Here is a 20,317-nt window from a genome sequence, read left to right as displayed (position 1 = left end):
CGCATCTGCCCAAATCTCGTGTACGGTCCTCACCAGAACCCCGCTGATCGACAGGAGCACCACCGTGAACACCCCCGCACGACTGCTCGCCGGACTCGCCCTCGGCGCGGTCGCCGTCGGCGTCCTGCCCGCGACCGCCAACGCCGGAACCGCCGACCGCGACGTCGTCACCACCGACAAGGGAGCCGTCCGCGGTTCGAGTGCCAACGGCCTCCGCAGCTTCCAAGGCGTCCCCTACGCCGCCGCCCCCGTCGGCGACCTGCGCTTCCGCTCCCCGCAGCCCGCGACGGCCTGGGAAGGCGTCCGCGACGCGACCACCCCCGGCGGCGCCTGCGCCCAGCCCGGGGGCCTGCCCGTCGGCGTCCCGACCACCAACGAGGACTGCCTGTACCTCAACGTCACCGCCCCCGCCCGGGCCGACGACCTGCCCGTCATCGTCTGGATCCACCCCGCCGACATGATGTTCGGCTCCGGCGACATCTACGGCACCGGCCGGCTCGCGAAGGACGCGGTCGTCGTCACCCCGAACTACCGCCTCGGCGCCCTGGGCTTCCTCACCGACCCGTCCCTCGACTCCGGCTCGGTCAACGGCTCCGGCTCGCTCGGCGTCGAAGACCAGCAGGCCGCCCTGCGCTGGGTCCAGCGCAACATCGAGGCCTTCGGCGGCGACGCGAACAACGTCACGATCATGGGCGAGTCCGGCGGCGGCTACGGCGTCTGCGACCAGCTCGCCTCACCGAAGGCCGCGGGCCTCTTCGACCGGGCGATCATCGAGTCGGCGCCCTGCGGGGCCGGCGGCGGCAGCCGCACCCGGGAGGCCGCCATCGACGACGGCGAGGCGGTCGTCAAGGCCGCGCTCGCCAGTGAGACCTGCGAGGGCCTGGACACCGCCACCTGCCTGCGGACCGTCGACGCCAAGACCCTCGTCGACGCCTACGGCGCCTGGGGTTCACCGCGCCCGGTGTCCGGCACGCCCCTGCTGCCCCTGCCGGTCGAGGAGGCCCTGCGCACGGGCAAGTTCAACCGCGTCCCCGTCCTCATCGGCGTCAACCACGACGAGGCCAACGGCATGATCGGCGGCATGGAGCTCGCGCCCGAGGCGACCCCGATCCCGCCCGAGGGCTATCGCGCCGCCGTCGAGCAGTACTTCCCGGGTGAGGACCCCGACCGCATCATGGCGAAGTACCCGCTGTCGGCCTACGGGAACTCCGCCGGGCTCGCCCTGTCGACCGCCCTGACCGACCGCGACTGGGCCCTGGCGACCCACGACACCGCGACCGGCCTGTCGAAGTGGACCCGCACCTACATGTTCGAGCTCGCCAGGCAGGAAACCCCCTGGTTCAACGGCTACCCCGTCAAGCCCAGCTTCCCGGTCTGGTCGCAGCACATGGCCGAACTGCCCTACATCTTCGACATGCGAGTCACGCCGGGAGTCGACTTCTTCGAGCCGCTGACCGCCGCGCAGGCCCGCCTCGGCGAGCGGATGATCACCACCTGGACGCGCTTCGCCGAGACGGGCGACCCCGGCTGGGACCGCGTGCGCTCCGGTGACGCCAACGTCCGCTCCATCAAGCCGGGCCGCTGGTGCGAGACGGAGTTCGTCGGCGACCACGAGCTGGCCTTCTGGCGCTCGCTCTAGACACGACGGACCGACGGCCCCCGGGGTTTCCCGGGGGCCGTCGCCGTGCTCCGGCGGCACCGGTCACCGGCGGGTACAGTTCGCCGCGCGAGCCGGCCGCACACGGCCGCCGACCACCCCCGGAACCGGCCCGGTCGGCGAGAGGCATCGCGTCACGGCGCAACGTCGGCGCCGAACGAACCCCGTCTCGTACCGGGCGCTCGCGCGTCCGTCGAAAGGTGCCCATGTCCGCCGCCGTCCCGCCATCGCCGACGTTCCGCAGCCGCGTGCGGACGGCCTGGTGGTCCAGCCCCCGCCACGACCTCACCGCGGGCCTGCTGGTCGCACTCGCGCTGATCCCCGAGGCCATCTCCTTCTCGATCATCGCCGGTGTGGACCCGCGCGTCGGCCTGTTCGCCTCCTTCACGATGGCCGTGACGATCGCCTTCACGGGCGGCCGCCCGGCGATGATCTCCGCGGCGACCGGTGCGATGGCACTGGTGGCGGCCCCGCTGGTGCGAAGCCACGGCGTGGAGTTCCTGCTCGCCGCGACCGTCCTCGCCGGTGTCGTCCAGATCCTGCTCGGCGCGTTCGGCGTCGCCAGGCTCATGCGCTTCGTCCCGCGCTCGGTGCTGACCGGCTCGGTCAACTCCCTTGCCGCCCTGACCTTCATCGCGCAACTGCCGCACCTGATCGGCAAGGGCTGGCAGGTCTGGGCGCTCGTCGCCGTCGGCCTGGCGATGATCCTCGGACTGCGGCGGGTCCCGTACCTCGCCAAGTACGTCCCGGCGCCGCTGCTCACCGTCGTCGCCTTGACGGTCTTCACCGTCGTCACCGCCACCGCCGTGCCCACCGTCGGCGACATGGGCGCGCTGCCCGACAGCCTCCCCCTCCCGGTGCTCCCCAACGTGCCCTTCACGCTGGACACCCTCGGGGTGATCGCGCCCTACGCGCTGACGCTGGCCGCGGTCGGGCTGCTGGAGTCGCTGCTGACCGCCCAGCTCGTCGACGACGCCACCGACACCGACTCGCCGAAGGGCCGCGAGGCGCGCGGGCAGGGCATCGCCAACATCGTCACGGGTTTCCTCGGCGGCATGGCCGGATGCGCGATCCTCGGCCAGACGATGGTGAACGTGAAGTCCGGCGCCCGGACCCGCCTGTCCACCCTCGCCGCCGGGGTGTTCCTGCTGACGCTGGTCGTCGCGCTCGGCGACGTCGTCGCCCGCATCCCCATGGCCGCGCTGGTCGCGGTCATGATCTTCGTGTCGGCCATGACCTTCGACTGGACCTCCATCGCACCGAGGACCCTGCGCCGGATGCCGCTCGGCGAGACCGCCGTCATGCTCCTGACCCTCACCGTCGTCGTCGCGACCCACAACCTCGCCCTCGGCGTCCTCGCCGGAGTAGTCGTCTCCGCCGTCGTCTTCGCCCGCCGCGTGGCCCACCTCGTCGAGGTGACCGGCGTCCTCGACCCCGAAGGCGGGCAGCGCGTCTACGCCGTCACCGGCGAACTGTTCTTCGCCTCCACCAACGAACTGCTCGCCGCCTTCGACTACACCGGCGACCCGCCGAAGGTCGTCATCGACCTGTCCGGCGCGCACATCTGGGACGCCTCGGCGGTCGCCGTGCTCGACGACGTCGTCGGCAAGTACGCACGGCACGGTGTCGACGCCGAGATCGTCGGGCTCAACGGGCCGAGCGGGCGGATCCACGGGAGGCTGAGTGGGCGGGTCAGCGGGGCGCACTGAGCGGGGAAACTCGCGCCACGGGTTCCTCGAAGGCATACCTCCACGGCTGGTGACCCCCACCACTCGCCCTCCCGCCGACCCCGTCTCGATCCATAGGCTGCGAACGTGATCAGCCTCCACGCCGCCCTCGGTATCGCCGCCATCTCGCTCGGGATGGTCCTCACGCCCGGCCCGAACATGATCTACCTGGTCTCGCGTTCGATCACGCAGGGCAGGCGGGCCGGGCTGATCTCGCTGGGCGGGGTCGCGGTCGGCTTCGTCGTGTACGTCATCGCGACGGCGGCGGGTCTCGCGGCGGTGTTCGCGCTGGTCCCGGCGGTCTACACGGCGCTGAAGATCGCCGGCGCCGGCTACCTGCTCTACCTGGCCTGGCAGGCGCTGAAGCCGGGCGGGAAGGCGGTCTTCGCGCCGAAGGACCTGCCCGTCGACAGCCCCCGCAAGCTGTTCACGATGGGCCTGGTCACGAACCTGCTGAACCCGAAGATCGCGATCCTGTACGTCTCGCTGCTGCCGCAGTTCATCGACCCCGAAGGCGCGCCGGTCGCCCTCCAGAGCCTCGAACTGGGGCTGGTGCAGATCACCATCGCGATCACCGTCAACGGCCTCATCGCGATGGGCGCGGGCTCGATCGCGCGCTTCCTCGGCAAGCGTCCACTGTGGATGCGGGCGCAGCGCTGGGTGATGGGGACGGTCCTGGCGGCCCTGGCGCTGAAGCTGGCGACCGACCGCACCAAGGCCGTCGCCGCCTAGACGACGTCCCGCCGCATCGGCGCCAGCATCGCCGCGCCCGCCGCGAGGGCCGCGTAGCCGAGCAGCACGACCGCTCCCAGCAGCGGCGACAGCAGCGACACCGCCGTCGTCCCGAGCTGCTCGGACAGCGAGTCGGAGATGTAGGTGAACCTCGTCAGCGCCGAGGTCGCGCCTCCGGGCAGCAGCGGGTAGGCGCCGTTGACGCCCGGGATCATCAGCAGGGCCGTCTCACCGGCGTAGAGGTACCCGACGACCACGGCCAGGGCCGCGATCTGGTGGTGCAGCACGGCGCCGACGCCGACCCCGATGACCAGGTAGACCGCCATGGCCGCACCGATCCCCGCCAGCACGCCGAGAACCTCGCCGGGCGGCAGGCCGAGTTCTGTCCCGCGCACGGCCGCCGCGCCGTAGAGGGAGACCGCCGAGGTCACCGCGAGGATCAGGCCGTAGACGACGCCCGCACCGGCGTGGACGACGAGTTTCGCGCCCAGCACGCGACCGCGCCGGGGCGAGTGCAGGAAGGTCGCGTCGATGGTGCGGTGGCGGTACTCGGCGGTCATCGCCAGCGTGCCGATCGCGGCGGGGACGAAGGCGCTCAGACCAAGGACGCCCAGGAGGAGGCGGACGCCGTCGGCGGTGTCGAGTCCGGGCATCGGCGGCTGGAAGTTCTCCGGCCCGGTGAGCGCCATGAGGCCGACGAGGCCGAGACCGATCGCGGCCGGTGCCAGCACGATCGCCCAGGACAGCCGGGTGGCGAGGAGGCGGCGCAGTTCGGAGCGGATCATCGGCGGGTTTCCCTTCCGGTGCTCAGGTACAGCTCTTCGAGGTCGCCGGTGGCGGGACCGGCGGCGGCGAGGCGGCCTTCTCGGATGACGGCGACCTCGTCGGCGAGCCGGTCGACCTCGCCGAGGACGTGGCTGGAGACGAGCACGGTCCGTCCCCGTGCGGCCAGGTCGCGCAGGGTTTCCCGCAGCCAGACGACGCCGTCGGGGTCGAGCCCGTTGCCGGGTTCGTCGAGGACGAGGACGGCGGGGTCGCCGAGCAGCGCGGTGGCGAGGGCGAGGCGCCGGCGCATGCCGGTGGAGTAGCCCCGGGTCGGGCGGTCGGCGGCGGTGGTGAGCCCGGCGCGGTCGAGGAGTTCGGCGACCCGGGCGTCGGGGTGGCCGCCCATGGCGGCGTAGACGCGCAGGTGGTCGCGGGCGGTGTGGCTGGGGTGGAATCCGGCGGCGTCGAGGACCGCGCCGACCGTGCGGGTCGGCCGCGGCAGGTCGCGGTAGGCGCGGCCGCCGATCGTCGCCGTCCCGGACGTGGGCGCGACCAGGCCGAGCAGGATCCGCATGGTCGTGGTCTTCCCGGCGCCGTTCGGGCCGAGGAACGCGGTGACCGCGCCCGCCCGGGCGGTGAAGGTCAGGCCGTCGACGGCGGTCACGCGACCGAAGCGCTTGCGCAGGTCGGTGACCTCGATGTTCACGCGGTCACCACCGCGCGGCGGAAGGCCCCGGCCAGTGCGGCCGCGTCGGCGTGGGAAACGACGATCTCGGCGAACTCCGCTCCCGCCAGGACCAGGCGCAGGCCCGGTGTCCCCCGGTAGGCGGCAGCGAGGGTCCGGCGCGAGGTGAACAGGCCCCACACACCGACCTTGACGAAGCCGCTCACCGACAGTCCGCGCCGGGCGCCGCGCAGGTACCCGACCGGGTCGGGCAGCACGGTCGCCGAGACGACCGCCGTGGTGGGGAACTCGTAGGACGCGCGCCCGGTGCACAGGCGCTCCCAGGGGCCGAAGTCGACGCGGACGGTCGTGGGGGTGCGGGTGAGGGTGGCCATGTCAGTTCCTCTCGGGTTCGACGGGAAGAAGGATGGACGTGAAGGCGCGCGCCACGCGGCCTTCACGCGGACCGTGCGCCAGGAGGGGCACGATGAGCTCGTTGAGGCCGGTCGCGAACGCCGCCAGCTCGGCGTCGTCGAGGTGCAGGACGATCTGCCGGTATCCGGCGCCGTCGGCGGCGAGGTCGGCGTCCCCGCGCGAGACGTAGCGCGAGAAGTCCGACAGCAGCGTCGAGACGAAGGCGGTGAAGTACCGCAGGTGGTCCTCCGGCGACGCCCCCGCCAGATCGGCGGGCGCGACCCGGCCGCCGGGCAGCACGTAGACGCGCTCGACCGTCCCGCGCACCTTGCGCTCCTCGGCGACCTCAAGGACGCCGCCCTTGGTGAGCGCGGCGAGATGCCGGTAGAGGCTGGCCTGCGGCACGTCGGGCAAGTCTTCGACCAGCTCGCGCGTGGTGCGGCGCCGGGTCGCGACCGCGCGCAGGATGCGGATGCGCACGGGATGGAGGACGAGGTCGGCCCATGCGTCGGGGGTTTCCATGAATCGACATTATCATTATTGAGAATGAGAATGTTCGATCGTGACCGAGGCCACCCCCAACGGGAGGCGACCTCAGTCGAACATGTCCGCGGTCAGCGCCAGGTGCGGCGCCGCCTCCTCGGCGCGCCCCATCCGGCGCAGCGTCCGGCCCAGCATGTAGCGCGCGTAGAAATCGCCGGGATTGGCCTCGACCAGCTCCGACAGCAGCTCCTCGGCCCGGCGCAACTGCGCCGACCCGAAGTAGGCCCGCGCGGCCAGCATCCGCACGTTCGGATCACCGGCGAAGTCCTCCAGCAACGGACGCAGCAGCACCAGCGCCCCCAGCGAGTCGTTCAGTTCGATGAGCGACTCGGCGTGCCGCAGCCGCCGAACCTCCTCCGGCAGCACGACGGCGTCATTGCTGTCCCGCAGGAAGTCCAGGATCTCCCCCGGCGTCTGCGCACCTCGCAGCAGCCGCTCGCCGACGGCGAAGGTCGGCGAGCCCTTGACGCCGATCGCCTTGCCGCGCAGGAGCTCCTCGCGCACGGTCGTCTCGCCGGCGTCGCTCGCCAGGATGGACGACGCGTCGGCAAGGCCGGCCTCGGCGGCCAGCCCGGCCAGGGTATCCCGGTCGGTGAGGTTGCGGGCCTCGATGAAGTGGGCGCGCAGGAGGCGCTCGGCGAGCGTGTCCTGGAGCTCCGGGCCGCCGGTCTCCAGGGCGACGGCGAGGAGCCGGTGGGCGTCGTGGGTGTCGCCGCGCCAAGCGGCGCCCCAGCGGGGGCCGAGGCCTTCGGCGGCGGCGACGCGGGCGATCCCGAAGGAGTCCTCCTCGGTCCGCGCGCTCTCGGCGGGGTCGGGCGCGGTGGGATCGATGCGGAACGGCCGCCAGACGAGCTCGACGGGCTCGCCGTCCCAGTCGGCGAGGGCGGTGGTCAGGCGGCGGCGGGCGATGTAGGCCCAGCCGCAGACCGGATCCGCCCATAGTTCGATTCGCATATATCTATGTTAGGTGTGATCCGGGAAACCCCGTCCGAGCTGATCGGACGGGGTTTCCCGAGGCGTCACCAGCGGTGGATCTCACCGCGGGAGTGGTTGAGCACGGGGCTCGGCAGACCACGCAGGTGCCGGTCGGCGAAGGCCCCGACCAGGCTCCGGGTGATCTCCATGGCCCGGTCGCCGGGCGTGGTGCCCAGCGGGATGCCGAGTTGGTCGGCGATCGGCCCGTAGTCGGTGAACGACGAGTGCCCGGTGCCGTCGACGGTGATCCAGCGCTTCCAGCCGCCGAACCCGTCCATCACCTCCGCGATCTTCGGCCCGTACTTGCCGTCGGGCGCGTGGTACGGGGCGCCGACCAGCATGAACGGCTTGCCCGCGCCGTCACCCGATGGCTGGACGTGCACGGTGCCGTCAAGGTCGAAGCCCGCGCGGACCCGCTCATCGGCGGCCAGCAACGGCACCGACGAGGCCCCGCCCATGGAGTGGCCGCCCATGATGATCCGGCGCTCGTCGACCGGCAGGACGCCGGTCAGCTCGTCGAGCACGAAGGAGACGTCGAGGGCGCGGCCTCTCGCCACGTCGGCCCCCTCCGGGTCGACCTCGCAGGCGGCGCACTGCGTGATCCGGCCGTCGGGGAAGGTGATCGCCGAAGCCTCATAGGTGTGGTCGACACCGATGACCAGGTACCCGCGGCCGGCGAGGTCTTCGGCGAGCCCGGTCAGTGAGGAGCGCGGCATGCTGAAACCCGGCGACAGGACGACCGTCGGCAGCCTGCGGCCCCTCACCGGCGCGTCCACGTGGGAATGGGTGACGATCCGGCTGAGCGCGTCCGGCGGCGCGATGTCACCGGCGCCGAGCCCTCGCAGGATCAGCGCCGACTCCTCCGGACTCGCATAGGCGTCGAGCGCGCCGACGGGCGCCTTGGCCGGGTACCAGGCCGAGACCATCAGCTCGCGGTTCTCGGCGGGCACCCACGGGTCGGCGCGGTCGGCGTCGACGAGATGGAAGTCGGTGACACCGACCGGCAGCGGACCGGTCGGTGCGGGGATGGTGAGGGGCGGGGGCGACGGGGCCGCCGACGCGGGCGACGCGACGGCCGCCGCGACGAGGAGTCCGCCGGTGAGGACGCCGACGGCGGCGGTGCGGATATGGCGCATGAGCTCGCTTTCAGGTCGAGACGATCATGACCTTCCCGAGTCTGTGTCACCTGTGGACCGTCGGCATCGGGTGCTTTCCCCGACTTGTCCCGTAGAGGTTTCCCGCATGCGGGGGCCCTCCCGGCTTGAAGCCGGGAGGGCCCTCGTTTACCGCACCCCAGGTCTACCGTCGTTCCTCGTCAGAGTTGCCGGTCAGGCCGCTCAGGCGGTCCTTGACGTCCTCGGCCTTGTCGGAGACCTTGTCCCCGGCCTGGCCCAGCTTGCCTTCGGCCTGCTCGCGCTGGCCCTCCCCCGTCATCTCCTCGTTGCCGGTGAGCTTCCCAAGGCCTTCCTTGGCCTTCCCCTTGAGCTCTTCGGCCTGGTGTTTGACCTTGTCGGTGAAGTCGCTCATCACGGTCCTCCAACCTCGATGCTTCACTCTCCGATTGCCCGTAGGGGACGTGGCTCAAACCTCGGGCGCGAAGCCCTCGACGATGAAACCGACCACCGCGGTGAAGCGCGCGTCGAAGTCCAGTCCCTCACCGGAGGCGACGAGGGCGGCCAGGCGCGGATGGGTGCCGGCGTCGATCTCGGCCGGAGGTTCGGCGGTCTCCTCGTGCCCGGTGGGGCGCCCGATCTCGGCCAGTGTGTGCCCGATCGCGAAGGTTCCGAGCGCGTTGAAGAGGTCCATCGCGCGCCCGGCGGGCAGTCCGGCGGCCTCGAAGGCGGCGAGCGCGCGCTCGGCGGTGTCGAAGCCTCGCGGGGAGTTGACCGGCCTGGTCGCGATCAGCGGGAGCACCCCCGGATGGCGCAGGAGACGGGCCCGGTAGCCGTGCGCGAAGGAGATGGCGGTTTCCCGCCAATCGGCCGAGGGACGGTCGACGAGGCCGTCGAGGGCGGCCTCGACGGTGCGCTCGACGAGGCCGTCGAAGAGCGCGGCCTTGCTGGGCACGTAGTAGTAGAGCGTCATCGCCTCGACGCCGAGGGCCGTGCCGAGTTTGCGCATGCTCAGCGCCGGCAGGCCGTGCTCGTCGACGAACGCGGCCGCCGCGTCGAGGACCTTCTCCCTGCTCAGCCCGGCACGCGGGCGGCTCACCTGTTTCGTCATCGCACCCCTCTTGCTTTTCTTACAACGTAAGAGACATACTAGCCGGACAAGTTCTCTTACATTGTAAGAAAGGCTTCGCCATGACCCCCCTCGTCCTCGCGGGAACCGCTCAGATCACGCTCCTCACGTACTACGCCGCCAGCCACTGGATCCCGCTCAGGGGCTTCAACGACCTGCGCTTCGAGAACCGGCAGGCGAACTTCTACATCCAGCTGTTCATGGCCGTCCTGGCCGTCTCGACGCTGCTCGGCCACCGCTTCGAGCTGTGGGTCGCCGCCGGCTGGTACGCGGTGTGGATGAACGGCCACCTGATGTCCTGGTGGATCCCCTACCTCACCGGTCACCCGAAGGCCGCCATCGCGGTCAACAAGCAGCGGGCCTACACGTTCCTACCCCGCATCCGCGACCGCGTCGCCCCTGACCTGCTGCACACGATCATGGGCGTCCTGTCGGTCGTGACCCTCCTCGCGACCTGGCGCGCGGCTCTTTCCTGACCACCACGCGACCACGCCCGCCCCGGCCGCGGCGACGCCGCACAGGGGCCACAGCAATCCCGGCGCGGCCCCGTACAGGGCCGCGCCGACCGGCGGCGCGAGCACGAGCCCACTGGTGGCCAGGCCCGAGTAGAGGCCCTGGTAGCGGGCGATGAGGCCGGGCGGCGCGCTGTCGGCGAGGTGCGCGGTGGCGGTGGTCTTGTACAGGATCTCGCCCGCGGTGAGCACGAGCATCGCCCCGGCCATCAGGACCGTCGAGGTGCCCAGCCCGAAGAGCGCGAAACCGACGCCGACCAGGCCGTATCCCACCGCGATGATGACCGGCGCGCGGAACCGGCGCAGACCCAGCGCGACGGGGATCTCCAGGCACAGGATCGCGCCGGAGCCGAGCGCGATGAGCACGGCGTAGAGCGCGACGCCGTGGCCGCTGTCGCGCAGGTACACCGGCAGGGTCGAGTAGAGCTGCCGGTAGACGACGTCGACGATGAGGATCGACGGGAGCAGCGCCAGCAGGCGCCGGTCGGCGAGCAGGGCGCGCCACATGCCGGGCGCCGGGCCGTCGGGCACGGGGGAGATCCCGGCGTCGGCGGGCAGCAGGAAGGCGACGGCCTGCCGTACGACGAGCAGCGCCATGCCTTCGATGACGAACATGGCGGTGTAGGAGTGCGCGGCGAGAAGGGCGCCGATGAGGGGGCCGACGATGGCGCCCGCGTTCATCGCCGAGCGGCCGAGTGCGATGGCGGCGCGACGGTGCTCGGGCCCGGTCGCCACGGCGATGATCGCCGACTGGGCGACGCCGCCGACACCGAGGACGTAGGTGGTCAGGGGCAGCGCGACGGCGAGGACGCCGATCGGCAGCCACGGCGTCGCGAGGATCCCGACCGCGCCGGCGAGCCCGGCGAACTGCATGACGCGGCGGTGGCCGTAGCGGTCGGCGAACCAGCCGCCGGTGAAGTTCCCGGCGATGGACCCGACGCCGACCACACCGGCGATGACCCCGGCGGTGGCGAGGGGGACGCCGCGCGGGCCGGTCAGGTAAAGGAACAGGTAGAAGCCGAGGAAACCCGCGCAGGCGGTGAAGAAGCGGTTGGCGGCCAGGATCCAGACCTGGCGGGGGAGGCGGCGCATGAGCCGATCCTCGCATAGTGAGTCTCTTTTGGGAACTGGCTATAGACTCATCTTCATGGCCCGCCGAACCAGCCTCGCCGACTCCTCCTGCGCGATCGCACAGACGCTCGACCTCGTGGGCGACTGGTGGACACTGCTCATCGTCCGCGACACCGCCCGCGGCCTGCACCGCTTCGAGGAACTGCGCACCGAGCTGGGGGTTTCCCGCAAGGTGCTGACCGAGCGGCTGGCCATGCTCGTCGAGCACGGCGTCCTGGCCAAACGGCCCTACAGCGAACACCCGCCGCGCCACGACTACGTCCTCACCGAGCTCGGCCGCGGACTGCTGCCCGTCCTCGTCGCCCTCCAGGACTTCGGCGACCGCCACCTCCTCGGCGACGGGACGGTCACCGCGACCACCGAGCCCGGCTCCCCCGAGGCCGAGCGCGTGCACGGGCTGACCGGAACGCGCGTCCCGGAGCTGACCGGTCTGGAGCCGATCGCGCCGACACCGTGGACGGTACTCTACTTCTATCCGGCGACGGGACTGCCGGGCGCCTCGGCGATCCCCGGCGGTGTCGGCTGCACCCTGGAGGCCTGCTCGTTCCGCGACCGTCTCGACGCGTTCACGGCCCTGGGCGCGAGCGTGCGCGGGATCAGTACGCAGTCCCCGGCGGAGCAGGAGGCCTTCGCCGAGGCCAACCGCATCCGTTTCCCGCTGCTGTCGGACGCCTCCCTGGAACTGACCGGCGCCCTGCGGCTCCCGACCTTCCGCGCGGCGGGCTCGGTGCGCCTGAAGCGGCTCACCCTGATCGTCGACGCCGATCGGGTCGTGCGCGAGGTGCTGTACCCGATCGCGGACGTGACGGGCGGTGTCGAGGACGCCCTGGCCGCGATCGGGCGGCTGTCCTAGAACTCGTCGGCGTCGACCACGCAGCCGTTGCCCCGGCCGGCGAGGTGGTCCTCGTAGACGGCGAGCTTGTGGGTGATCATCGCGAGGCAGCGGTCGAGGGCGGCCTGCTGCTCCACGATCCGCTCCTGGTGGGCGCGCAGGAGCGACAGGCGTTCCTGCTCGTTGCCGACGCCACCGCGGATGAGCTCGGTGTAGCGGCGGATCTCGGCCAGGGGCATGCCCGACGCGCGCAGCCAGGTGCAGGTCGTGAGCCAGGCGACGTCGTCCTCGCTGTAGAGGCGGCGGCCGTTGGTGCTGCGGCGGACCTCGTCGACGAGGAGGCCCTCCTTCTCGTAGAAGCGCAGGGCGTGCACGGACAGCTCGGTGCGCTCGGCGACTTCGCCGATGGTGAGGGCCTGGGTCATGGCCGCAAGCCTACGACTCGACCTGGAGCGAACTCTAGGACGCCGGTGAGCTTCGTCGCAGGACGAGAAAACCGCCAACGACGGGTAACCCGAAGCCCCCGGTCCGGCGTCTAGGGGGACAGGCACCCTGAGACCGTTCTCAGGAGCCGGGTGACAACTCCGGCTAGCCTCGAATACCGGTCCGATCCGCCTGGAGGCGTCCATGTCCACCACCGAACTGGCCGCCGACGCCGCCACCCCGGCGAACGCGACCCCGGCCGCGCACCGCCTCGCCCTCACCGGCATCGCGGGCGCCCTCGCCGCCGTCGTGCTCATCGGCGCCCTGGACGTGTGGACCGTCAACTGGCCGCGCAATCCCCTGTGGCGCACGATCAGCGAGTACGCCCTCGGCCCCTTGCGGCCGGTGTTCGACACCGGTGTCGCCCTGCTGTCCCTCGGCTCGGCCGCGGTCCTGGTCGCCCTGATCGTCCGGCGTCTGGCGAAGCCGTGGTCGGGCGGCACGATCGCGCTGGGCCTGTGGAGCCTGGGCCTGATGATGGTCGTCGTCTTCCCCAAGCACGACTGGGACGTCGGCCCGAGCTGGAACGGCTACGTCCACCAGTTCGGCAGCCTCATGGCCTTCATCGCCCTGCCCATCGCGGCGATCCGCCTGTCGAAGCCCTGGCGCAGGGACGCCGAGTGGGGCAACTGGGGTCGCTGGACCGCGCGTCTGGGCTGGTTGTCGGTGGCGTGGTTCGCGATCCTGCCCGCGTCGATGATCTACGCGAAGTTCTCGCCGCTGGCCTGGTGGCAGGTCGTCCCGCTGGGCCTCGTCGAGCGCGGCCTCACCCTGACCGAGGTGCTCGTGGTCCTGGTGCTGGCGGTATGGTGCCGCCGGGCCGCGCGACCCATTCCGTCGACTGAGGCCTAGGACCAGCCCTCGACACCCACGAGCACCGGCTCGGGCCGCAGCACGACGTCGAAGGCCTTCCGCACGCCGTCGCGGATCTCGGCGGCGAGATCGAGCAGCGCGGTCGTGGTCCCGTCGCCGCGGTTGGTCAGCGCGAGGGTGTGCTTGCCGGAGATGGCGACGCCGTCGCGGCCGTAGCCCTTCTCGAAGCCGGCGTGCTGGATCAGCCACGCCGCCGAGGTCTTCACGCGGTCGCCGTCGGGCCAGCAGGGCGGTTCGGTGCCGGCGCGGGCGACGAGGGTCTCGAACTCCGCCGCCGACAGCACGGGGTTGACGAAGAAGGAGCCGACGCTGCGGCTGTCGGGGTCGGCCGGGTCGAGGACCATCCCCTTGCCGCGACGCAGTCCCAACACGGTCTCCCGCACGAGCGCGAGCGGCGCGGTCTCCCCGGCCTCGACGCCGAGGGCCCGCGCGGTCTCGGCGTAGCGCAGCGGTCCCGACTGTTCCGACAGGCGCAGCCGGAAGGTCACGTCGAGCACGACGTAGCGGTCGTCGTGCTTGAAAACGCTGCCCCGGTAGGCGAAGCGGCACCGTTCGGGCGAGTAGGTCTCGACGCGGTCGAGGACCCGGTCGTAGACGGTCACCTCGGTGATCGTCTCCGACACCTCCTGCCCGTAGGCGCCGACGTTCTGGATCGGTGTCGCCCCCGCCGATCCGGGCACGCCCGACAGGCACTCGACGCCCGACCAGCCCTCGCCGACGGCCCGGGCCACGAAGTCGTCCCACCCGTGCCCGGCCGCGACCCGGGCCGAGACGCCGTCTTCGGCCGGTGTCACGTCGATCCCGCTCGTCCGGAGCAGCACGACGGTACCGGCGAAGCCCTCGTCGGCGACGACGACGTTGCTGCCCCCGGCGAGCACGAGGAGCGGTCCGGTCACCGACCGGACCGCCGTGACCACGTCATCGGCCGTGTCGACCTCGATCAGCCGCTCGGCCTCACCGCCGAGGCCGAGGGTGGTGTATTCGGCGAGCCGGGGTGGGTAAACATCACGCACGCAGACCACCATAGGCTTGCCGTCGGGCCCCCGCCGCGAAAGGGTGTAGTGACCATGGCCAACTGGGACAAGGGCGACTATCTCGACGCACTGCACCGCGACGCCACGGCGTTCCGCGCGGTCCTGCTGCCGGACACATTGGACAGTGCGGTTCCGCCGTGTCCGACGTGGACGGTCCGGGACCTGGCCGCGCATCTCGGGTGGGTGCACCGGTGGATCGCCGGGATCGTCAAGCGCGCGACCCTCGACCGGCCCGAGCGGCCCGCGAGCGAGTCGCCCGAGGACGTCGCCGGGTACTTCGACGCGGCCTACGCCGAGCTGTCGGCGACCTTCCAGGCGATGCCCGAGGACGGTCCGGCGTGGAACTGGGCGCCGCAGCCGAAGACGGCGATGTTCTGGGTGCGCCGGGCCGCGCACGAGACGGCCGTGCACCGCTGGGACGCGCAGATCGCGGTCGGTGTGACCGAGCCCATCGACACCGAGCTGGCCGCCGACGGCGTCGACGAGGTCCTCGACACGTGGCTGCCCGCCGGGCGCCGCCTCGCGACCGAGCACGCCGACGGGCTCGTCCACCTCGTCGCGGCCGACGCCGAGGCGGAGTGGTTCGTGCGCCTGCGCGGCGAACGCGTCGCCGTCCTCGACGCCTTCAGCGTCGACGCCGACGAACCGGTCACGACGCGCGTGACGGGCGCGGCCTCCGATCTCGACCTCGCACTGTGGGGCCGGGTGCCCTTCGATCTGCTCTCCATCGAGGGCGACCAGGGACTTCTGTCGGCATTGCGCACGGATGACGGGTCTGTCACCCCCTTGAACTAACCTGACGCGCATGACCGAATTTGCGCTCGGCGGCCTCGATGAGCTGTTCGCCGAATCGGCCGGGTGGGCCGGCGGCGAACTCGTCGGCTTCGACACGGAGACGACCGGCACGGACCCCTTCGCCGACCGGATCGTCACGGCGGCGATCGTCGGCCCGGGCGAGATGCGCAGAACCTGGCTGGTGAACCCGGGCGTGCCGATCCCGCCGGAGGCCGCGGCCGTGCACGGCGTGACCGACGAGCGCGCCCGGTCCGAGGGCCGCCCGCCTGCCGAGGTGCTGTCCGAGATCGCCGGCGCGCTGAGCGCGGCCGTCGCGGCGGGCACGCCGGTCGTGGTCTACCGGGCCGGTTTCGACCTGACCATGCTGGCCTGCGAGCTGCGGCGGCACGGGCTGCCGGAGCCGGAGTGGGACAGCATGCTCGTCCTCGACCCCTACGTCCTCGACAAGCAGGCCGACCGCTTCCGCAAGGGCAAGCGGACCCTGTCGGACGTCACGAAGCACTACGGCGTCACCCTCGACGGCGCGCACTCGGCCGACGCCGACGCGACCGCCACCGTCGAGCTGTGCCGGGTTATCGGGCGGCGCCACGCGTCGATCGGGGGCATGGCCGTGCGCAAGCTGCACAACGCGCAGGCCGACTGGCACGCCGAGGACGCCGCCGGGCTGGAGCGCTTCTTCCGCAGCAAGGGCCGTGAGGAGAGCGTCGACCAGCGCTGGCCGCTGCGACTCGACGAGTAGGGGGCTTTGCCCGCGCCGCTGGCCGTCGCGGGCGATCACACCGTAGTCTTGGCGCATGTTTGCCTACGAGGTGACCGGCTGGGTCGATCTGGGCCTGTTCTGCGTGGTCCTCCTCGTGGAGGGGGTCGCGATCATCCACTGCGCCTTCCAGCGCGCGGACGGTTTCGTCGCGATCGGCACGCTGTCGAAGCCCCTGTGGCTGGCGGTGCTCGCCGGGACGATCCTGCTGACCGTGCTGTTCATGGGTTACAGCAGCATCGGGCTCATCGCGGTGATCGGCGCCCTGGTGTACCTCGTCGACGTCCGGCCGACCATGCGGGACATCGGCGACCATTCGTGGTGACCGTGCGCCGCACCTCGCACGGGGCGGCGCTGGAGGAGTTCGTCACGGGCTCCGGTGAGCCGGTGACGCTGTTCGCCCACGGCCTCGCCGGGTCGATCACGACGACGCGGCCCTTCGCCTCGGGCGTGACGGGCACGAAGGTGTTCTTCCACGCGCGCGGCCACGGCGGCTCCTCGCGCGGGCCGATGACCTACGAGGGTCTCGCCGCCGACCTCCGCGAAGTCGCCGACGCCCACGACGCCACCCGAGCCCTCGGCGTGAGCATGGGCGCCGGGACGCTGCTGCGGGTCGTCGCCGAGACGCCCGGCCGCTTCGAGCGGCTGGTGCTGGTGCTGCCCGCCGTCGTCGCCGGACCGCGCGGCCCCGAGGCCGCCGCCTACTGGGAGCGCGTCTTCGCCGCCGAGCCCGCCGAACTGGCCGCGCTCCTGGCCGAGGAGGTCCCGCCGGAGGCGCGCGAGGCGGCCCGCCCGTACGTCGGCGAGCAGGTCGCCGCGTTGACCGGCCGCCGCGGACGTCGCATGTTCGGCGAGATCGCCGCCGACAGCCCCCTCGCCGACGCCGCATCGCTCAAGGCCGTCGACGTCCCCGTCCTGCTCATCGGGACCGAAGGCGACCCGCGCCACCCGGCCGAGGTGACGCGACGGCTCGCCGAGGCGCTGCCCAACGCGACCGCGCACGTGTTCGGCGAGCCGGGGCTGCTGTGGCGGTACCGGACGGAGTTGCGCGAACGGATCTCGGGTTTCCTCAACGCCACGGGGTGAGGAGAGGGGCTCCGCGAGCCACCACCCGGGCACCTCCGCCACGATTCCCCCGTCGCCTCAACTTGAGCCGGGTGGCCGCCGGACCGTACCGTATGGCGCATGCATCCCTCGGCACCTTCCGCTCGCAAGCCCGGCGCCGCCGCCCAGTTCTTCCACGGTTTCCGGCTCGCCGCCCGCGGCCTGGGCATGTGGGCCAGGCGCCCGAAGCTGATGCTGCTGGGCGCGATCCCGGCACTGATCACCTTCATCCTGTTCGTGGTCGGCTGGGTCTTCCTCATCGCGAACCTCGGCGACCTGTCGGCCTGGTCGACCGGCTGGGCCGACGGCTGGTCGGAGGGCTGGAAGACGACCATGGAGGTCCTCGCCGGAACCGCCATCGTCGGCCTGGGTTTCCTGCTCACGATCCTGCTCTACACGTCGATCACGATGATCGTCGGCGACCCCTTCTACGAGTCGATCTCCGGTGAGGTCGAGAAGCTCTGCGGCGGCGTGCGCGGCGAGATCGAGATCACGTTCTGGGCCGGGATCGGCCGCTCGATCGTCGAGGCCGTCCGGCTGCTGCTGCGCACGATCGTGGTCGGGCTCTTCCTGTTCGTCGCGGGTTTCATCCCGCTCGTGGGGCAGTCCGTCGTCCCGGTCATCGGCGCCCTCGTCGCCGGGTGGTTCTTCACCGTCAGCATCGTCGCCGTCCCCTTCACCCGCCGGGGCATCGACTACACCGCCCGCCGCAAGCGCCTGGCGCAGAACCGCTCGCTGTCGGTCGGTTTCGGCACCGCCTACATCCTGCTGTTCCTGATCCCCGGCGGCGCCGTCCTGGCGACCCCGGCCGCCGTCGCGGGCGGCACGCTCCTGGCCCGTGAACTCTTCGGTGAGCCCTCGGTCCCGCTCGCCACGAACTCCGGGCAGCCGCACTTCGCCCAGGTCCGCCCGCAGGCGTCGTACCCGGGCCACACCCACCCCGGGCACTCTCACCCGGGCCGGCCCTCGCAGGGTTTCCCGCCCGCGGGCCCGCCCCCGTCGCAGCAGCCGCCGTACACGCCTCACCGGTAGTTCTCGGCGAGGCGCTCCTGCAGCCGGGCGTGCCGGAACTGGTACACGCCGCCCGTCTGGCGCAGGACGCCGCGCTCATGGGCGTCGGTGAAGAACGCCATGGCCCGCCACGGCAGGTCGCCGCGCAACGCCGCCCAGGTGTGGGCGACACGCCACGGCCCCCAGGCGCTGAACACCAGCGCCCAGGCCACCACGACGCAGGGCAGCGCGACCAGCGTGAGCACCAGCAGCAGTCCGGCGTCGACCACCGCGAAGCCGTAGAAGACGTCGAACTCCAGCCACACGACCGGCCCGATCACCACGGCCCCGCACAACCCGGCGAGCAGCCCCTGACCGAGGACCGCGCCCCGGTCGACGCGCAGCAGCGCGACCGGGCTGGCGGCCTCGCCCGGGTCGACCGGCACGTTGAGGCTGTGCACGAGACACGCGATCGCCCAGACGGCGACGCCCAGCAGCAGCCCACCGAAGACCCCCGCGCCGATCATCGACTGTTCGCCGCCCGAGGCGAGACCGACGATCCCGCCGACCGCGCCCGTCGCGACCCACGTCCCGATCCACAGGTACGGCCGCCAGCTGAGCAGGTTCTCGCGGCGGAAGTCGGGCAGCCGCCACAGGTGCCCGCCCAGCCGGATCCGCGGCCGCGCGGGCACGGGCGCGAGGCCCTGACCGAGGGCGGTGACGACGCCGGTGCAGATCCCGGCGGCCAGCGAGAGGGTCGTCATCGACCAGAACCAGACGTGCACGCCGGCCTCGGTCCAGCGTCCCGCCCAGGCGCCGACCCCCGCGACGAGCAGCCCGGACGCGATGACCGTCCCGGCCACCGCCAGCCCGTGCACCCACTGCGGGATGACCGTCGCCAGCCGCCACCAGCGCATGTCGGCGGTGTCGGTCCGGCCCATCTTCACCGCGAGCCCGGCGAACCAGCGCCGGACCTCCCCGGCGCTCCAGCGCGGATCGCGGTGACCGGCGTACGCGGCGGGGATGAACGCGTCGAGCAGGAGGTTCTCGACACGCCTGCGCGCCTCCACCGCACCCGAGGCGCCCGCGGCGGCGTCGAGGAGACCCGCCGGGTCGCGGCCACCGGCGTGGACGGTCTCGGCGAGCGCGACCATCAGCGGCCTGGCCAGCGCGGCGGCGACGGCCTCGTCGGCGAGGACCCGCGCCCAGCCCCGGCCGGGCAGGTGGGCGGCGATGTCGGCGACGGAGAGCCGGTCGAGCGCGATGACGGCCGCGTCGGCGATCGGCGCCGAGGCGGTCACGGCCTCGGCGTACTCGCCACGGCGGCTGGTGAGGACGAGGCCGCCGTCGTACATCTCGTTGAGGCGGGCGACGGCGTCGGCGCGCAGGTCGCGGCTGAGCTCGTCGAAGCCGTCGACAACGGGCAGGATCCGGCCCGCGCGCATCAGCGCGGCCGCGGCGGGTTCACCGTCGATGGCGAAGACCGGGTGGGCGGCCAGTTCGGCGGCGACCCACCCGCCGAGGTCCTGGGTACGGGGGTTCCACGACCGCGCCGACAGCACGACCGGCACCGGTCCGCCCGCGTCGAGCAGGTCCAGGGCGAGTCGCCAGCACAGGACGCTCTTGCCCGCGCCGGGCGGTCCGAGCACGACGAGCCGGCGCGAGTCGACGCGCGCGAAGACCTCACCGATCTCGTCGCCGCCACCGTCGAGGCCATGGCCGCCGACGGTGGTCCACGCGACGGGCAGCGCCCGGCGTGCCGTCACGCCGTGCACGCCCAACTCGCCCTTCCACTGGGCGCGGACGGCGTCGGCGAGCCGGCGGGTCAGTTCGTCGAGCCGGCCGGGGCCCGGTGCGGCCGTTTCGGGGCTTCGCTCGCCCGTCGCGATCGCCTGCCTCCACAGGGCCACCGCGGACAGTCCGAGGGCTCCGATGGCGGCGTACATGCTCACCACGCTCGCGATTTTGTCGTTGCGGTCGAGACCGCCTCCGGAGAGTTCCAGCGTGAGCCACACGACCAGCGCGACCAGGCACGCCGTCGAGAACAGGACTAAGAGCCTTCGCGGCATCCGTCCATCGTGACAGCCC

23 protein-coding genes are annotated in these 20,317 nt (G+C 72.3%); 11 read left to right on the top strand and 12 right to left on the bottom strand.

Annotated features, from left to right (window positions below; genetic code table 11):
- The first annotated feature begins 64 nt into the window (after positions 1 to 64).
- From HNR73_RS20525 to HNR73_RS20515, 3 genes are all read left to right on the top strand, one after another.
- The gene (locus HNR73_RS20525) at positions 65 to 1,639 is read left to right on the top strand and encodes a carboxylesterase/lipase family protein (protein WP_184789150.1); all 1,575 of its coding nucleotides are present in this window, start codon (positions 65 to 67) and stop codon (positions 1,637 to 1,639) included.
- A 224-nt stretch (positions 1,640 to 1,863) separates the two neighbouring features.
- A complete protein-coding gene (locus HNR73_RS20520) occupies positions 1,864 to 3,366 on the top strand; it encodes a SulP family inorganic anion transporter (RefSeq protein WP_184789149.1) in 1,503 nt (500 codons plus the stop codon).
- 153 nt (positions 3,367 to 3,519) lie between these two features.
- Complete coding sequence (locus HNR73_RS20515) at positions 3,520 to 4,116, top strand: LysE family translocator (RefSeq protein WP_221331050.1); 597 nt, start codon at positions 3,520 to 3,522, stop codon at positions 4,114 to 4,116.
- Here HNR73_RS20515 and HNR73_RS20510 read toward each other — a convergent pair.
- From HNR73_RS20510 to HNR73_RS20475, 8 genes are all read right to left on the bottom strand, one after another.
- Positions 4,113 to 4,901: an ABC transporter permease gene (locus tag HNR73_RS20510; protein ID WP_184789147.1), complete on the bottom strand. Its 789-nt coding sequence runs from the start codon at positions 4,899 to 4,901 to the stop codon at positions 4,113 to 4,115. The genes HNR73_RS20515 and HNR73_RS20510 overlap by 4 nt on opposite strands.
- Entirely contained in the window at positions 4,898 to 5,587 is a 690-nt protein-coding gene (locus HNR73_RS20505) for an ABC transporter ATP-binding protein (RefSeq protein WP_184789146.1), read from the bottom strand. The genes HNR73_RS20510 and HNR73_RS20505 overlap by 4 nt, the downstream gene beginning before the upstream one ends.
- Entirely contained in the window at positions 5,584 to 5,940 is a 357-nt protein-coding gene (locus HNR73_RS20500) for a hypothetical protein (protein WP_184789145.1), read from the bottom strand. The genes HNR73_RS20505 and HNR73_RS20500 overlap by 4 nt, the downstream gene beginning before the upstream one ends.
- 1 nt (position 5,941) lies before the next feature.
- Positions 5,942 to 6,481: a helix-turn-helix domain-containing protein gene (locus tag HNR73_RS20495; RefSeq protein WP_184789144.1), complete on the bottom strand. Its 540-nt coding sequence runs from the start codon at positions 6,479 to 6,481 to the stop codon at positions 5,942 to 5,944.
- 72 nt (positions 6,482 to 6,553) lie between these two features.
- Complete coding sequence (locus tag HNR73_RS20490; protein WP_184789143.1) at positions 6,554 to 7,456, bottom strand: DsbA family protein; 903 nt, start codon at positions 7,454 to 7,456, stop codon at positions 6,554 to 6,556.
- A gap of 65 nt (positions 7,457 to 7,521) precedes the next feature.
- Entirely contained in the window at positions 7,522 to 8,613 is a 1,092-nt protein-coding gene (locus HNR73_RS20485; RefSeq protein ID WP_184789142.1) for an alpha/beta hydrolase family protein, read from the bottom strand.
- Between the two features lie 163 nt (positions 8,614 to 8,776).
- Complete coding sequence (locus tag HNR73_RS20480) at positions 8,777 to 9,004, bottom strand: CsbD family protein (RefSeq protein ID WP_184789141.1); 228 nt, start codon at positions 9,002 to 9,004, stop codon at positions 8,777 to 8,779.
- Positions 9,005 to 9,058: 54 nt separating this feature from the next.
- A complete protein-coding gene (locus HNR73_RS20475; protein WP_184789140.1) occupies positions 9,059 to 9,700 on the bottom strand; it encodes a TetR/AcrR family transcriptional regulator C-terminal domain-containing protein in 642 nt (213 codons plus the stop codon).
- A gap of 80 nt (positions 9,701 to 9,780) precedes the next feature.
- Here HNR73_RS20475 and HNR73_RS20470 point away from each other — a divergent pair, with 80 nt between their 5' ends.
- Entirely contained in the window at positions 9,781 to 10,194 is a 414-nt protein-coding gene (locus HNR73_RS20470) for a hypothetical protein (RefSeq protein ID WP_184789139.1), read from the top strand.
- On the opposite strand, the gene HNR73_RS20465 is transcribed toward HNR73_RS20470, so the two are convergent.
- Positions 10,090 to 11,322 carry an MFS transporter gene (locus HNR73_RS20465; RefSeq protein ID WP_184789138.1) on the bottom strand — a complete coding sequence of 411 codons (1,233 nt, stop codon included), beginning with the start codon at positions 11,320 to 11,322 and terminating at the stop codon, positions 10,090 to 10,092. The genes HNR73_RS20470 and HNR73_RS20465 overlap by 105 nt on opposite strands.
- 55 nt (positions 11,323 to 11,377) lie before the next feature.
- On the opposite strand from HNR73_RS20465, the gene HNR73_RS20460 reads away from it, so the two are divergent.
- On the top strand, positions 11,378 to 12,214 hold the full coding sequence (locus tag HNR73_RS20460; protein ID WP_184789137.1) for a winged helix-turn-helix transcriptional regulator: 837 nt from the start codon (positions 11,378 to 11,380) through the stop codon (positions 12,212 to 12,214).
- On the opposite strand, the gene HNR73_RS20455 is transcribed toward HNR73_RS20460, so the two are convergent.
- On the bottom strand, positions 12,211 to 12,618 hold the full coding sequence (locus tag HNR73_RS20455; protein ID WP_184789136.1) for a MerR family transcriptional regulator: 408 nt from the start codon (positions 12,616 to 12,618) through the stop codon (positions 12,211 to 12,213). The genes HNR73_RS20460 and HNR73_RS20455 overlap by 4 nt on opposite strands.
- A gap of 202 nt (positions 12,619 to 12,820) precedes the next feature.
- Here HNR73_RS20455 and HNR73_RS20450 point away from each other — a divergent pair, with 202 nt between their 5' ends.
- A complete protein-coding gene (locus HNR73_RS20450) occupies positions 12,821 to 13,528 on the top strand; it encodes a DUF998 domain-containing protein (RefSeq protein ID WP_184789135.1) in 708 nt (235 codons plus the stop codon).
- Here the strand turns inward: HNR73_RS20450 and HNR73_RS20445 are convergent.
- A complete protein-coding gene (locus tag HNR73_RS20445) occupies positions 13,525 to 14,562 on the bottom strand; it encodes a UDP-N-acetylmuramate dehydrogenase (protein WP_239122146.1) in 1,038 nt (345 codons plus the stop codon). The genes HNR73_RS20450 and HNR73_RS20445 overlap by 4 nt on opposite strands.
- Positions 14,563 to 14,610: 48 nt before the next feature.
- On the opposite strand from HNR73_RS20445, the gene HNR73_RS20440 reads away from it, so the two are divergent.
- The 5 genes from HNR73_RS20440 to HNR73_RS20420 all read left to right on the top strand — a co-directional run bounded on the left by HNR73_RS20440 (position 14,611) and on the right by HNR73_RS20420 (position 18,271).
- Positions 14,611 to 15,378 carry a maleylpyruvate isomerase family mycothiol-dependent enzyme gene (locus tag HNR73_RS20440; RefSeq protein WP_373316615.1) on the top strand — a complete coding sequence of 256 codons (768 nt, stop codon included), beginning with the start codon at positions 14,611 to 14,613 and terminating at the stop codon, positions 15,376 to 15,378.
- Positions 15,379 to 15,388: 10 nt separating this feature from the next.
- A complete protein-coding gene (locus HNR73_RS20435; RefSeq protein ID WP_184789132.1) occupies positions 15,389 to 16,117 on the top strand; it encodes an exonuclease domain-containing protein in 729 nt (242 codons plus the stop codon).
- Between the two features lie 55 nt (positions 16,118 to 16,172).
- On the top strand, positions 16,173 to 16,460 hold the full coding sequence (locus tag HNR73_RS20430) for a DUF2516 family protein (protein ID WP_184789131.1): 288 nt from the start codon (positions 16,173 to 16,175) through the stop codon (positions 16,458 to 16,460).
- On the top strand, positions 16,457 to 17,221 hold the full coding sequence (locus HNR73_RS20425; protein ID WP_239122145.1) for an alpha/beta fold hydrolase: 765 nt from the start codon (positions 16,457 to 16,459) through the stop codon (positions 17,219 to 17,221). The genes HNR73_RS20430 and HNR73_RS20425 overlap by 4 nt, the downstream gene beginning before the upstream one ends.
- 99 nt (positions 17,222 to 17,320) lie before the next feature.
- Positions 17,321 to 18,271: an EI24 domain-containing protein gene (locus HNR73_RS20420; protein WP_184789129.1), complete on the top strand. Its 951-nt coding sequence runs from the start codon at positions 17,321 to 17,323 to the stop codon at positions 18,269 to 18,271.
- On the opposite strand, the gene HNR73_RS20415 is transcribed toward HNR73_RS20420, so the two are convergent.
- Positions 18,262 to 20,298 carry a hypothetical protein gene (locus HNR73_RS20415; RefSeq protein ID WP_184789128.1) on the bottom strand — a complete coding sequence of 679 codons (2,037 nt, stop codon included), beginning with the start codon at positions 20,296 to 20,298 and terminating at the stop codon, positions 18,262 to 18,264. The two genes, HNR73_RS20420 and HNR73_RS20415, sit on opposite strands and share 10 nt — an antisense overlap.
- Positions 20,299 to 20,317: the final 19 nt, after the last annotated feature.

The organism is Phytomonospora endophytica, assembly GCF_014202425.1.
GTDB classification, from domain to species: domain Bacteria; phylum Actinomycetota; class Actinomycetes; order Mycobacteriales; family Micromonosporaceae; genus Phytomonospora; species Phytomonospora endophytica.
Note: the sequence above shows the minus strand (reverse complement) of the source record. Positions and strands in the feature narration are given on the sequence as shown.